At 63.7% G+C, this 13,224-nt stretch carries 10 protein-coding genes; 5 read left to right on the top strand and 5 right to left on the bottom strand.

Translation table 11 applies throughout. The features are described 5' to 3' along the window. The first annotated feature begins 24 nt into the window (after nt 1–24). The 5 genes from WCE35_RS03100 to WCE35_RS03120 all read left to right on the top strand — a co-directional run bounded on the left by WCE35_RS03100 (nt 25) and on the right by WCE35_RS03120 (nt 10,039). Entirely contained in the window at nt 25–1,086 is a 1,062-nt protein-coding gene (locus tag WCE35_RS03100; protein WP_424591876.1) for an ABC transporter ATP-binding protein, read from the top strand. Nucleotides 1,087–1,106: 20 nt separating this feature from the next. After that, nucleotides 1,107–2,171 carry an ABC transporter substrate-binding protein gene (locus WCE35_RS03105; RefSeq protein ID WP_424591877.1) on the top strand — a complete coding sequence of 355 codons (1,065 nt, stop codon included), beginning with the start codon at nt 1,107–1,109 and terminating at the stop codon, nt 2,169–2,171. 82 nt (nt 2,172–2,253) lie between these two features. Next, the gene (locus tag WCE35_RS03110) at nt 2,254–3,969 is read left to right on the top strand and encodes an ABC transporter permease (RefSeq protein ID WP_424591878.1); all 1,716 of its coding nucleotides are present in this window, start codon (nt 2,254–2,256) and stop codon (nt 3,967–3,969) included. Between the two features lie 170 nt (nt 3,970–4,139). Beyond that, a complete protein-coding gene (locus WCE35_RS03115) occupies nt 4,140–6,257 on the top strand; it encodes a S9 family peptidase (protein ID WP_424591879.1) in 2,118 nt (705 codons plus the stop codon). A gap of 254 nt (nt 6,258–6,511) precedes the next feature. After that, nucleotides 6,512–10,039 (top strand): PAS domain S-box protein, encoded by a 3,528-nt coding sequence (locus WCE35_RS03120; protein ID WP_424591880.1) that lies wholly within the window; start codon nt 6,512–6,514, stop codon nt 10,037–10,039. Nucleotides 10,040–10,132: 93 nt separating this feature from the next. Here the strand turns inward: WCE35_RS03120 and WCE35_RS03125 are convergent, their stop codons facing one another. The 5 genes from WCE35_RS03125 to WCE35_RS03145 all read right to left on the bottom strand — a co-directional run. Next, on the bottom strand, nt 10,133–10,768 hold the full coding sequence (locus WCE35_RS03125; RefSeq protein ID WP_424591881.1) for a response regulator transcription factor: 636 nt from the start codon (nt 10,766–10,768) through the stop codon (nt 10,133–10,135). A gap of 531 nt (nt 10,769–11,299) precedes the next feature. Then, the gene (locus WCE35_RS03130) at nt 11,300–11,626 is read right to left on the bottom strand and encodes a PilZ domain-containing protein (RefSeq protein WP_424591882.1); all 327 of its coding nucleotides are present in this window, start codon (nt 11,624–11,626) and stop codon (nt 11,300–11,302) included. Then, nucleotides 11,626–12,489, bottom strand: coding sequence for a CheR family methyltransferase (locus WCE35_RS03135; protein WP_424591883.1), 864 nt, complete (start codon nt 12,487–12,489; stop codon nt 11,626–11,628). The genes WCE35_RS03130 and WCE35_RS03135 overlap by 1 nt, the downstream gene beginning before the upstream one ends. Before the next feature lie 30 nt (nt 12,490–12,519). Further along, on the bottom strand, nt 12,520–12,909 hold the full coding sequence (locus tag WCE35_RS03140) for a response regulator (protein ID WP_424591884.1): 390 nt from the start codon (nt 12,907–12,909) through the stop codon (nt 12,520–12,522). 43 nt (nt 12,910–12,952) lie between these two features. Continuing rightward, the coding region (locus WCE35_RS03145; RefSeq protein WP_424591885.1) for a chemotaxis protein CheW at nt 12,953–13,224 on the bottom strand (272 nt) is incomplete at its 5' end.

A 13,224-nucleotide genomic window follows, 5' to 3' on the forward strand; every position in this document is an offset into this window, starting at 1 on the left:
CAAAAACCACAGGGAGGACCTCGATTGGCGTCGGTTGATTTGCGTGGCCTGACCAGGCGATTTGGAACGCTCGCGGTGGTCGATGACGTCTCGCTGCGGATCGACCACGGGCAGCTCGTCTGCCTCCTGGGGCCATCGGGCTGCGGCAAGACCACGACACTGCGGCTGATCGCGGGCTTCCTCGAGCCGTCCGCCGGCGAGATTCGCGTCGGCGATCGCCTCGTATCCTCGAAGGCGCGCACCTTGCCGCCCGAGGCGCGCAACATGTCGATGATTTTTCAGAGCTACGCGCTGTGGCCGCATATGACAGTCACCGAGAACATCGTCTACGGGCTGCGGCTGCGCAAAATCGACCGCGAGACGATCGGCAAGAAACTGGCGGCGATCCTGACGACCACAAAACTGGAAGCGCTGGCGCAGCGCTATCCCGGCGAACTGTCCGGCGGGCAGCAGCAGCGCGTGGCGCTGGCGCGGGCGCTGATCGTCGAGCCGGAGACACTCCTGCTCGACGAGCCCTTGTCCAATCTCGACGCCAACCTGCGCGAAGAGATGCGGTTCGAAATTCGCCGGCTGCACGACCAATACCGCTACACCACGGTTTACGTCACCCATGATCAATCCGAGGCGATGACCACCGCCGACCTGATCGCGGTGATGAATGCGGGCAGGATCGACCAGTTCGGGACGCCCGAAGACATCTATGCCCGGCCGGAATCCGAATTCGTCGCGCGTTTCATCGGCGCCAGCAATGTGATCAAGGCTAACGCGCTGGACGCAGATCACGTTTCGTTTGCCGGCGCGACCTTGCAGGTGGTCGGCGCAAGACTTAACCCTGGCCAGAGCGCCGCGGTCGCGATCCGCCAGCACGACATCCAGCTTTCGACGCAGGCGCCGGCATCGCCGGCGAACGCGATCAAGGCCACGGTCACGCGCCAGGTCTATCTCGGCGCCAGCCGCGACTACATGGTCGAAGCGTCCGACGGCACGGCGATGCGCGTCATCACGCCGACCGAAACCGCCGTTGCCAAAGGCAGCGAGGTCTGGCTCACGCTGCCGCCCGAACACTGCCGGGCGCTGAGCCGGTGACAAGACAGGCGGAACCCGCGATGAAGCGCCAACTTTCCCGACGCGATGTGCTCAAGAGCTCGACGGCGCTGGCGCTTGGCAGCGTGTTTGCGTCCTCGGTTCGCGCCGAGGCCCCGCCGCCGGCGGCGATCACGCCGCAACTGATCGAAGCCGCGAAAAAGGAAGCCAGGGTGATCCTGTATTCGTCGATGGATCTTCCGGTCGGCGAAAAGCTCGGCAAGGCGTTCGAGGCGGCCTATCCCGGCATCTCGGTGCAGATCGAGCGCTCCGGCTCGGAGCGTCTGTTTCAAAGGCTGGACCAGGAATTTGCCTCTGGCATCCGCGCCGCCGATATCGTCAACAGCTCGGACGCGTCGCACTTCATCACCTGGAAGCGAAACGGCTGGCTGGCGCCATTCGTCCCGGAGGACGTGGCAAAATACTTTCCGGCCGAATATCGCGATCCCGACGGCCTGTTCGCCACCACGCGGATCTGGCTGTCGTCGATCGCCTACAACACCAATCTGGTGAAACCCGAGGACGCGCCAAAAAGCTTTGCCGACCTGCTCGATCCCAAATGGGCGGGCAAGATGGTCAAGGGCCATCCGGCCTATAGCGGCACCATCATGACCGCGACCTTCCAGACCGTGCGCGAGCTCGGCTGGGACTACATGGAGAAACTTGCCAAGCAACGCGTGATGCAGGTGCAGTCGTCGACCGACCCGCCGAAGAAACTGGCGCTCGGCGAGCGCGCGGTGATGGCCGATGGCAACGAATATGGCATCGTGCTGCTGAAGGAAGCCGGGCAGCCGGTCGAGCCGGTCTATCCGGCCGAGGGCACTCCGACGATCTCGGGGCCGACCGGCATTTTTGCCAGCGCGCCGCACCCGAATGCCGCAAGACTGCTCCAGGCCTGGCTGCACAGCCGCGAGACCCAGCAATTCTTCATCGATTTCACCGCGCAATATTCGGTCCACGCGCAGGTGCGGTCGAAGCCGGGACGCCGCAGGATTTCCGACATCAAGCTGATGCAGGAGGATCCGGTTGGAGTCGAAGCGATGACCGAAGAGATCAAGACGCGCTATGCGAAGTTGTTTCGGGTGTGACGGTGCGTTCGCTTAACCAAAGTCGTCATTCCGGGCCTGCGCCAAGAGGCGCATCCCGGAATGACGTCGAGAGAGATTTCGTATGACCCTCGGCATCGACGCTTCCAAAACCCGCATCGATTGGACCAGACCGGTGCTGTGGCTGTTTGCGGCCGCTCTGGTGGCGCTGATCGTGCTGCCGCTGTCGTGGCTCGCGGTCTATGCCTTCACCGATCGCACGCGGCATCCGACGCTGCGGAATTTCATCACCCTGTTCACCGACCCGGATTTCCTCGATCCGCTGTTGACGACTGCGATCATCGCCACCACCTCCGCGGTGGTTTGCTGCTTCGTCGCGGCGCCGATCGGGTGGCTGGTGTCGCGCACCGATATGCCCGGGCGGCAGTTGATCCGGGCGCTGGTGACCGCCTCGTTCGTGACCCCGCCCTTTCTCGGCGCGGTCGCCTGGGAATTGCTGGCGGCGCCCAACAGCGGGCTGTTGAACCAGTTCTATCGCTTCGTGAGCGGCGCGGAAGCCGATGCGCATCTGTTCAACGTCTATTCGCTGCCCGGTTTGATTTTCGTGATTTCCTGCTACACGTTCCCGTTCGTGTTCGTGCTGGTCGCCAACGCGCTCGACAACATGCCGGGCGAACTCGAGGACGCGTCCGCCATCCTTGGTGGCAAGGCCTGGACCACGGCCCGGCGTGTCACCATTCCGCTGGCGCTGCCGGCGCTGGTCGCCGGCAGCCTGATCGCGTTCCTGCAAGCCATGACGCTGTTCGGCTCGCCGGCGATCCTGGCGCTGCCGGCCGGCTTCCACACCATGACCACCAAAATCTGGAGCCTGTTCCAGTATCCGCCGAAGCTGGAACTGGCCGCCGCCGCCGCGGTGCCGCTCTTGCTTTTGACCATCGTACTGCTGCAGGCCCAGAAGTTCATTCTCGGCCGCCGCGGCTATTCCGTGGTCGGCGGCAAATATGGCGCGCCGCGCCGCGTCGAAATGAAGGGCTGGCGCTGGGCGGCGCTGGCATTCTGCCTCGTGGTGCTGCTCAATCCGGTGTTCCTGCCCTATTTCGCGCTGCTCAACGCCGCGTTCTCGCCGAACGCGACGACGCTGGTGACGCCCGCGACGGCCACGCTGCACAACATCGTGTTCGTGTTCGCCGAACTGTCCTCGACCCAGCTGGCGCTGAGGAACACCGTGATCCTCGGCACCGCGACCGCGACCATCGGCACCATCCTCGCCCTCGTCATCGCCTATGTCACCACCCGCCGCGTCATCGCGGGCTCGCGTGTGCTCGGCTTCCTCGCCACCGCGCCGGTCGCGGTGCCCGGCATCGTGCTCGGCGTCGGCCTGTTCCTCAGCTACACGCGGCCGCCCTTCGTGCTGTACGGCACGCTGTGGATCCTGCTGATCGCATTCCTCACCATCAACCTGCCGTCGGCCTACCAGCAATTGCAGGCGGCGTTCGCCACCATCCATCCCGAACTGGAGGACGCCAGCCGCATTCTCGGCGCGACACGGCTGCAGTCGCTGCTCCGCATCACCGCGCCCTTGCTGCGCACCGGCGTGATCGCGACCTGGTGCTTCATCTTCATCGGCGTGATGCGCGAATTGTCGGCCGCGATCGTGCTGTTCACCTCGCAGACCAAGGTGCTCTCGGTGCTGATCTACGACCTCAACGAGAGCGGCGACCTCGCCGCGATTTCGGTGCTGGGCATTGCGATGCTGGTCATCACCTTCGCCGTGGTGCTCGCCGTCAACCAGATTCCGATGTTCGGCGGCAACGCCGCCGCGCGATTACGCAATGTTTAGCATCCTCTCGCCTCGAGGTGACGGCCTTTCTGCCAGGGAAGCTTCGAGCGGCACCTGCAACCGATCCGGCGGCGCCAGCGGCGCGGCGCGGTCAACCCATCTGGCAATCCGGGGATTCGAACCGATATAACGAGCGCGGCGACCCCCTCCGCCAATTGAACGAGGTTTGAGTGACACAATCCCTACGCAAGACCGGCTCACAGACAGCGCCGGTGGCCCCACGCCGTCCGCATTCGTTCACCACCCACGGCATCACGGTCGCGGACGATTATGCCTGGCTGAAGGACGCCAGGTGGCAGGAGGTACTGCGCGACCCGTCGATCCTGGATGCGGATATCCGAACCTATCTGGAGGCGGAAAACGATTACACCGAGAGCCTGCTCGGTCACACCGGAACCTTGCAGAAAAAACTGGTCAGGGAGATGCGCGGGCGGATCAAGGAGGATGATTCCAGCGTGCCCGCGCCGGACGGTCCTTTCGCTTACCTGCGCAAGTTCCGCGAGGGCGGCCAGCACGAGATGTACGGACGTTGCCCACGCGACGGCGGCGAAGCGAGCATCGTGCTCGATGGCGACGCGCTTGCCGCCAGCCATGACTACTTCAAGTTCGGCGGCAGCCGGCATTCACCGGACCACAGGCTGCAAGCCTGGAGCGCCGACACCAAGGGTTCGGAATATTTTTCGATCCGCGTGCGCGATTGGGGAACCTGCGCGGACCGCGACGACCTGGTCGAGGAAACCGATGGCGCGGTAGTGTGGAGTGCGGACGCCAAAAGCTTCTTCTATGTCAAGCTCGACGACAACCATCGCCCGATGCAGGTCTGGCGTCATCGCCTCGGCACCAGGCAGGCCGACGATGTCCTGGTCTACGAAGAACGGGATTCCGGCTGGTTCACCCACCTGCATGAGAGCTCCAGCGGAAGATTTTGCGTGATCGCCGGCGGCGACCACGAGACCTCGGAGCAGCGGCTGATCGACCTCGCCGATCCCGAGGCGCCGCCGCTTCTGGTCGCGGCGCGCCGCGAAGGCGTGCAATATTCGATCGCCGACCGCGGCGACGAGCTGTTCATCCTCACCAACGCCGACGGCGCGATCGATTTCAAGGTGATGACGGCGCCGCTGGCATCGCCCGAGCGGGCCAACTGGCGCCACCTGATCCCGCACCGCGAAGGCATCTATGTCCTCGATGTCGAGCTCTACGCCGGCCATATGGTGCGGCTGGAGCGCGCCAATGCGCTGCCCGCCATCATCATCCGCGATCTCACCTCCGGTGAAGAGCATGCCATCGCCTTCGACGAGGCGGCCTATTCGCTGGACACCATGGGCGGCTATGAGTTCGACACCACCAAACTGCGGTTTTCCTATTCGTCGATGACGACGCCGTCGGAAGTCTACGACTACGACATGGCGAGCCGGACGCGTGTGCTGCGCAAGCGGCAGGAAATCCCGTCCGGCCATGATCCCGCGGACTACGTCACCACCCGCATCATGGCGACCTCGCATGACGGCGCGTTGGTGCCGGTGTCGATCCTGCACGCCAAGGATCTCAAGCGCGACGGAACCGCGCCGCTTTTGCTCTACGGCTACGGCTCTTACGGCATGGCGATGCCGGCGTCGTTTGCCGCCAACCGGCTGTCGCTGGTCGACCGCGGTTTTGTTTACGCGATCGCGCATATCAGAGGGGGCGCGGACAAGGGCTGGGGCTGGTATCTTGACGGCAAGCGCGAGAACAAGACCAACAGCTTCGACGACTTCGCGGCATCCGCGCGCGCGCTGATCGAAGCCGGATACACCAGCGCCGGGCGCATCGTCGGCCATGGCGGCAGCGCCGGCGGCATGCTGATGGGCGCGGCGGCCAACCGCGCCGGCGAACTGTTCGCGGGCATCGTCGCCGAAGTACCGTTCGTTGACGTGCTCAACACCATGCTCGACGACAATTTGCCGCTGACGCCGCCGGAATGGCCGGAATGGGGTAACCCGATCGAGAGCGAGAAGGATTTTCGCACCATCCTGTCCTATTCGCCCTACGACAATGTCGCCGCCAAGGACTACCCGGCGATTCTGGCGATGGGCGGGTTGGCCGATCCCCGCGTCACCTATTGGGAGCCGGCGAAATGGATCGCGCGGCTGCGCGCGACCATGACCGGCGGCGGGCCGGTGCTGCTGCGTACTAATATGGGCGCCGGCCATGGCGGCGCGTCGGGCCGCTTCAACCGGCTCGACGAAGTCGCGATTGCCTACGCCTTCGCGCTGTGGGCCGCGGGAATGGCGGATAAGGGCGAGGCATGATGAGAGGCGGGGAGCGCGGCTGGATAGCTCACGCCCGTCATTGCCGGACCCGACCAGGCTCGACCCGGCCATCCGGGACGATTCCGGGGTTCCGCGCCGGATTTGACCAAGGCGATCCGGCCTCGCGCGGTATCCCACCCGATCCAGGCCTGTCAGCCCCGTAAGGTTGCTTCCAGACCCCGATGTGAAATGCCATTATTTCGTTTGGTCCGGCGCGCCGTCAGGACCGGAACCCGGGAACCGCTCAAGCAAAAATGACGCTCACCACCAGGCTTGCTCTCGCGATGATTGCGCTGGTCGCGATCGCGGTGTCCGCGGTCGGATGGTTCAGCTATCGCGGCCTGGAACAGGCGATTCTGCCGAGGGTGCTCGATCGCACCGAGATCCACGCGCAGCTCGTCGCAGCGGAGCTGCAATCCTACCTGACCGGAGCGGTTGCCGACATCGCCGGGCTCCGATCCAACCCGGCGTTGGCCGGATTGATCCGCGCACGTCTGGCTGGAGGTACCGACCCTGTCGATGGCATCAGCGAGAAGATGCTGAGTGAACGGATCGCGGGCCGCGTCGTGTCGGAATTTCGGGCCAAACCCGCTTATGCGGAGTTCCGCATTGTTGGCCTCGATGACGGTCAGCGCGAAATCCTCCGCGTCAACCGCTCCGGACCGGATGGCGCGGTTCGAGTCGTTCCGGAGCCGGAGCTGGAACCGAAGGGCTACCAGCCCTATTTCGACGACACCATAAGGTTGAACGCCGATCAAACCTACGTATCGCCGGTCGAGCTGGACGCCAGCGGCGAGGGCCTCGCGTCCGCGCCGGTTCCGACGCTGCGGATCGCGGCGCCGCTGCTGACGCCTGACGGCAACCGGCTGGGAATCGTGACCATCAAGGTCGATCTGCGCCCGGCCTTTGAACGCGTGAGAGCGTCAGCGCGACCGGGGGGAGCGATCTACCTTGTCAACAAACAAGGCGACTATCTCGTTCACCCGGAGCCTGCGCGCGAATTGGGGTCGCCGCCGGGCGCGCCGGCCAGCTGGCCGGCTGATTTTCCATACCTGGCCTCGCTCGCTGGAACGACACAAAGCACGACGCGTATTGCCCCGGATCAAACCGGTCGGCCCGGTGGAATCGCCCTCGCCCCGGCCGTTCTGGCGGGCAAGCAGTGGATCGGCGTCATCGAAACCGTCCCCAATGCCGTCATCCTGGCGCCGGCCGCGGCGATCCGCAACGCGACCCTGCTCGTCGGATTGCTCGCAGTGCTCGGCGCCGCCGCGCTGGCCGTGCTGATCGCGCGGTCGCTGACCAAGCCGATCGTTCAACTGACGGCGGCCGTCGAAGGCGCTGCCCGGGACTATTCCTCCACAATTCCTGTCGATGCGAGCGGCGAGACCGGGGTACTTGCGCGCACGTTTGCACGCATGAACCAGGAGGCAAATACCAGGGCCATCGCGCTCGAACGCGAAGTGCAGGAGCACCTGCACACGATCGCCGCGCGCGACCGCCTGGCGGAGCGCGAGCGCCTGTTCAGTGCCGCGGTGGAATCATCGAATGATCCGATCATCACCAAGTCGCTCGACGGCACGATAACCGGCTGGAACCCGGCCGCGGAACGCGTGTTCGGATACACCGCTGCGGAAGCGATCGGCAAAAACATCGCACTCATCGTGCCTCCCGACCGGCTGAGGGAGGTGCAGGACACCTTGCGTCGGATCGGCCGGGGCGAGCGCATTGAACACAACGAGACCGTGCGCCTGCGCAAGGATGGCACGCCGGTCGAAGTTTCGCTCAGCATATCCCCGATCAAGGCGCCCTCGGGAGCGACCATCGGCATATCGAAGACGGTTCGCGACATTACCGAAAGCAACAAGACTCAACTGGCGCTCCGGCAGCAGACCGAGGAGCGGCGCCGCATCTTCGAAACGTCGCAGGATCTGATCCTGGTGATGGACTCCCGGGGCTTCCTGGTCCAGATCAGCCCTAGCTGCGAAGCCGTACTGGGGTATCGGCCCGAGGAAGCGATCGGTCGCAGCGCGGTCGACTTCATCCACCCTGACGATCTGGAAAATTCCCGCCGGGAAATGCGCCTGGTGCGGCGCGGAGAGCCTTCGAAGATTTCCGATACGCGCTGCATCCACAAGGACGGGCGGACGGTCTGGCTGTCCTGGCTCGGAACGTGGTCCGAACCGGTCGAGCGATATTTCTTCGTCGGCCGCGACATGACCGAACGCCGGCAGGCCCAGGAAACGTTGCGCGAGAGCGAACAGCTCGCGCGCGGCATCATCGACACCGCGCTCGATGCCTTCGTCCAGGTCGACCAACGCGGCGCGATCCGTGACTGGAATTCGCAGGCCGAGACCATCTTCGGCTGGCCGCGCGAGGAAGCGCTTGGGAGTAACATTTTCGAACTGATCGCCCTAAATCCCGAGCAAGCGCCGCTCAGGACAGACCTGCAACGCTTCCTGGTCTCGGGGCTGGATCAGGTGCTCAGACGCCGCCGCGAAGTGGTGGTCAGGCGGCGGGACGGCAAGGAACTCACCGCGGAGCTCAGCGTCACCGCGCTGAAGACCCGCGACGGATTTGTGTTCAACGGGTTCCTGCGCGATCTCACCGACAAGCTCGCGGCGGAAGAACGGATCAGGCAGGCCGAGAAGATGGAGGCCGTCGGCCAGCTCACCGGCGGCATCGCGCATGACTTCAACAATATCCTGACGGTCATTACCGGGACGATCGAAATCCTCGCCGACGCCGTGAAAAACGAACCGCAACTCGCCGCGATCACGAAGATGATCGACGAGGCCGCCTCGCGCGGCGCGGATCTGATCCAGCATCTTCTTGCCTTTGCCCGCAAGCAGCCGCTCGAGCCGCGGGAAACCGACGTCAATGCGCTCGTCATCGATACCACGAAGCTGCTGCGGCGAACGCTCGGCGAGCATGTCGAGGTCGAACTGGTATTTGAGGACGAGGCATGTTTGGCGACCGTCGACCCCAACCAGCTTGCGACCGCCATCCTTAACCTTGCCCTCAACGCCCGCGACGCCATGCCCCGCGGCGGCAAACTTGTCATCGAGACGGCTTCGGCGGTGCTCGACGAAAGCTTCGCCGTGACACACAGCGAGGTGCGGCCGGGCCGCTACGCCATGATCGCGGTGAGCGATACCGGGACCGGCATCCCGGCGGCGATGCTCGAAAGGGTGTTCGATCCGTTCTTCACCTCGAAGGGCCCCGGCAAGGGAACCGGCCTCGGGCTGAGCATGGTCTACGGGTTCGTGAAGCAGTCCGCCGGCCACATCACGATCTACAGCGAGGAGGGCCAAGGGACCACGATCAAGATGTATCTGCCTCCGGCCGCGGGGGTATCATTGGCGACCGGCGCGGCCTTGATGCCGGCGGTGATAGGGGGGAACGAAACAATCCTCGTCGTTGAAGACGACAAGCTGGTGCGGGACTTCGTGCTGACCCAACTGCACTCGCTCGGCTACGTTACGCTGGATGCGGCAAACGCGGCGGAAGCCATGGCGATCGTCAATGCAGGTCGGGGATTCGATCTGCTCTTCACCGACGTGATCATGGCTGGCATCAATGGCCGCCAGCTTGCCAACCAAATCTCCCGTATCAAGCCTGGATTGAAGGTGCTGTTTACCTCAGGATATACGGAAAACGCGATCATCCATCACGGCCGGCTTGACGAAGGCGTGGTGTTGCTCGCCAAACCCTATCGCAAGTCGGATATGGCCATCATGATCCGGAAAGCGCTGGCCGAAGAGAGCCTGTTCGGTTCTGATTGAAGCAAACCGGGCCGGCTTGCAGTCCCCGGTTTTCTTCGCGCTGACCGGCGGCCGCCTCGCTCGAAACCGTTTCGAGCGCTGGCCGACGAGAGATCAGGCCTGGCGCGAGGCGCTCATCACGATGCGCACGAGATCGGCCGCGTTCCTGGCCCCGAGCTTCTTCATGATGTTGGCACGGTGATCCTCGATCGTACGCGGACTGATCCCAAGCTGCCGTCCCGCTTCCTTGTTGGACGCGCCGGAGGCGAATTGCTCCAGCACCTCGCGCTCGCGCCTGGTCAGCGGTTCGCGTCCGGGGAAATGCAGCGACGCAATCCGCGATGCCGGGGTCTCCGTCTGTCGGCGCGCATAGGCGCCGATCGCTTCATCCAGCCGGGCGACGATTTCACCGCCGCGGAACGGCTTTTCGATGAAATCGAGTGCTCCGTTCTTGATGGCGCTGACGGCCATGGCGATGTCGCCCTGGCCTGAAATCATGAAAATCGGCGCGGGATAATCCTCGCCGTGAAGCTCTTTCAAGATGTCGAGACCGGACTTGCCGGGAATGTGCACGTCGAGCAGGATGCACGATGGCGTCCTGGTCCTCGCCACGGCCAGCAGCGCGGCGCCGTCGGCAAAACAGACGACCTTGTAGCCACCCGCCGACAGGACCATGGAAAGGGTGTCGCGAACGGCGGCATCGTCGTCGACCACGAAGATCTCGCCGCGAGAGAGAGGCTTTTCAGCCATGAATCATCGTCCAAGCGTGGTGAAAAGGTGACGCGCAATCGCACAGCGGCACGCAAATCAATACGCAACCGGTACCCGCAACCGTATTCGTACGGGACGACGGCTTAACGCACAAGCAGTACTTGCATTGCCTAAAAGTAGGGTGCAGCGGAGGGTGACTCATGCAGAATGCGGCGTGCGGTCATATCGCGAATCAGCCCGAGGATCAAAGCGACGCTTGCCGTTCGATCGTTCCGGATCTCGTGCCCCGATCGATCAGGCCCGGGCGAGCCCGGAGCTGATCGGATCGGCTATCGACCGGGAACTATCGCTCGGCCGCCCGAAGGCGGGGGCGACACTGAAGGCCGGTGACTCGGATTGGCGCCGCGCTTTGTGTCCTGCTGGAACCCGACGCATCAAGGCGCAACCCGCATTGTTGGTTCCGGTCCCGGAACCGGCCGCCCGGCACGACTGCGTTCGGGAACTGGCGCCGTACGATGACCGATATGAGGCTTCTTCTCTTGCCGCTGCCTGCTGGCCGGCGGGATGTCATCAGGCATTCATGCGGCTATTTCCTGTTGACGACCCGCCCGGCCGCTTTTTCGCATTCTTGCCCCGCATGAACTGAATATCCATTTGGGTGCCGTTGACGCGAACCAGTTCGCACCGCCGATAGGCGAGGCCCGTTGACGACAGCAGGAGAAAAAACTCCTTCAGGTTGAGGCCCTGGATGGAACCTTCCAGAGTCAGCACGGCGTCGGTATCCGAGATGGCCCTGAGCTGGCAATCCCGGCGCCAGGTTCCATCGATGGCCATGATGCAGACATCATAGCCCCGACTGAATGTCACCCGCTCGGTTACCTTGCTGTCTTCCGCCATCAGCGTCCAGCCATCGCCGCGATCTTGGGCATCGCGGCTGCCGCCGTGGCGGGCGCGCCGCCGGGACGGTAGAGACCGCGCTTTTCAGGATACGGCTTGAAGGTGTCCGTCAAGCCAACGACCGTTTCCGCCGCGCCCAGCACCAGGAAACCATCTGCTTCCATCGACCTGGCGAGACGGTTGAAGATGTTGATCTTGGTGTCCTGATCGAAATAGATCAGAACGTTGCGACAAAAGATGACGTCGAAAACCCCGAGCTGGGAAAAGTCGTGCAGCAAATTCAACTGACGATGCTGGACCATGGCGCGAAGGTCGGCATTGATCTGCCAGAACTCTCCCGATTGCTTGAAATATTTGACGAGCAACTGAATCGGGAGGCCACGTTGAACCTCGAATTGACTGTAGATGCCCGCCTTGGATTTCTCGAGCACCTCCTGGGAGAGGTCGGTCGCGACGATTTCGACCCGCCATCCGGCGAGCGCAGCGCTCATTTCCTTCACGCACATCGCCAGCGAATATGGTTCCTGGCCGGTCGAGCCGGCAGCGCACCAGATCCGGACGCTCTTGCGGCCGGCCCGTGCCTTGAGAAGCTCGGGCATGATCGCATCGCGGAAGTGATCGAACGGCACCTTGTCACGAAAGAAGAAGGTCTCGTTGGTGGTCATGGCTTCGACCACCTGGGCGATCGTCGAAGCCGACCCGCCTTTCATTTTCTGCACCAGTTCGCTGATCCCGGCCAGGCCGCATTGGCGGGACAGCGGCAGCAACCGGCTTTCGATCAGATATTGCTTGTCTGCCGACAGATCGAGACCGGAACGGTCCTTCAGAAGTTTACGCAAGTACTCGTAATCGGGCAAATTCACGGGAGGCTCTCAGGGCAAAAGGATGAGATTTTAGACCAGCGTCGAGTCGGCAAGCTCGATCAGGCCGACTTCCGCGAACTTCGCGGCGACGATGTCCTTGTCGAACGGCTTCATGATGTATTCGTTGGCGCCGGCATGCAGCGCGCGGGAAATATGATCCATTCCGTTCTCGGTGGTGCAGAACACCACCTTGGGCGCATCGCCGCCGGGCATGCGGCGCAGATTGCCGAGGAATTCGTAGCCGTCCATGACCGGCATGTTCCAGTCGAGCAGCACCGCCTCGGGCAGGCCGCGCCGGCAGACCTCGAGCGCCTTCGCGCCGTCCTCGGCTTCGATGACCTGGAAATCGAGGCCTTCCAGGATACGGCGTGCGATTTTCCGGACGACGCCGGAGTCATCGACGACCAGACATGTTTTCATTGCTTAGCCTCCTTGCTGAACGGGCGGTGCGCGCCGATCGACGTCATGCTGCGAGCGCGGCCTTGGGCGCGATTTCGAGGACGCGATCGACATCGAGGACGACCATGAGCTGGCCGTCGAGTCTGTGGACGCCGCCGGCGAGCTTGGCCATTCGGGGATCGAGGTTGACGGGGTTTTCCTCGCAGCCGCTGTCGGCGAGCTTGAGGACCTCGCCGATCTGGTCGATCAGAAGCCCGTAGGATTCGCCGCGCAGGTCGACGCCGACCGCCATTGGCGGCTTGCCGTCGGCGTTTTTGGGCAGCCCGAGCCGGGCGC

The organism is Bradyrhizobium sp. (genome assembly GCF_049691595.1).
Lineage (GTDB): Bacteria > Pseudomonadota > Alphaproteobacteria > Rhizobiales > Xanthobacteraceae > Bradyrhizobium.

Excerpts from the sequence above, each read along its gene's own strand:
- WCE35_RS03105 (WP_424591877.1), top strand. The coding sequence starts at position 1,107 with ATGAAGCGCCAACTTTCCCGACGCGATGTGCTCAAGAGCTCGACGGCG.
- WCE35_RS03110 (WP_424591878.1), top strand. The coding sequence starts at position 2,254 with ATGACCCTCGGCATCGACGCTTCCAAAACCCGCATCGATTGGACCAGA.
- WCE35_RS03120 (WP_424591880.1), top strand. The coding sequence starts at position 6,512 with ATGACGCTCACCACCAGGCTTGCTCTCGCGATGATTGCGCTGGTCGCG.
- WCE35_RS03125 (WP_424591881.1), bottom strand. The coding sequence starts at position 10,768 with ATGGCTGAAAAGCCTCTCTCTCGCGGCGAGATCTTCGTGGTCGACGAC.
- WCE35_RS03130 (WP_424591882.1), bottom strand. The coding sequence starts at position 11,626 with ATGGCGGAAGACAGCAAGGTAACCGAGCGGGTGACATTCAGTCGGGGC.
- WCE35_RS03140 (WP_424591884.1), bottom strand. The coding sequence starts at position 12,909 with ATGAAAACATGTCTGGTCGTCGATGACTCCGGCGTCGTCCGGAAAATC.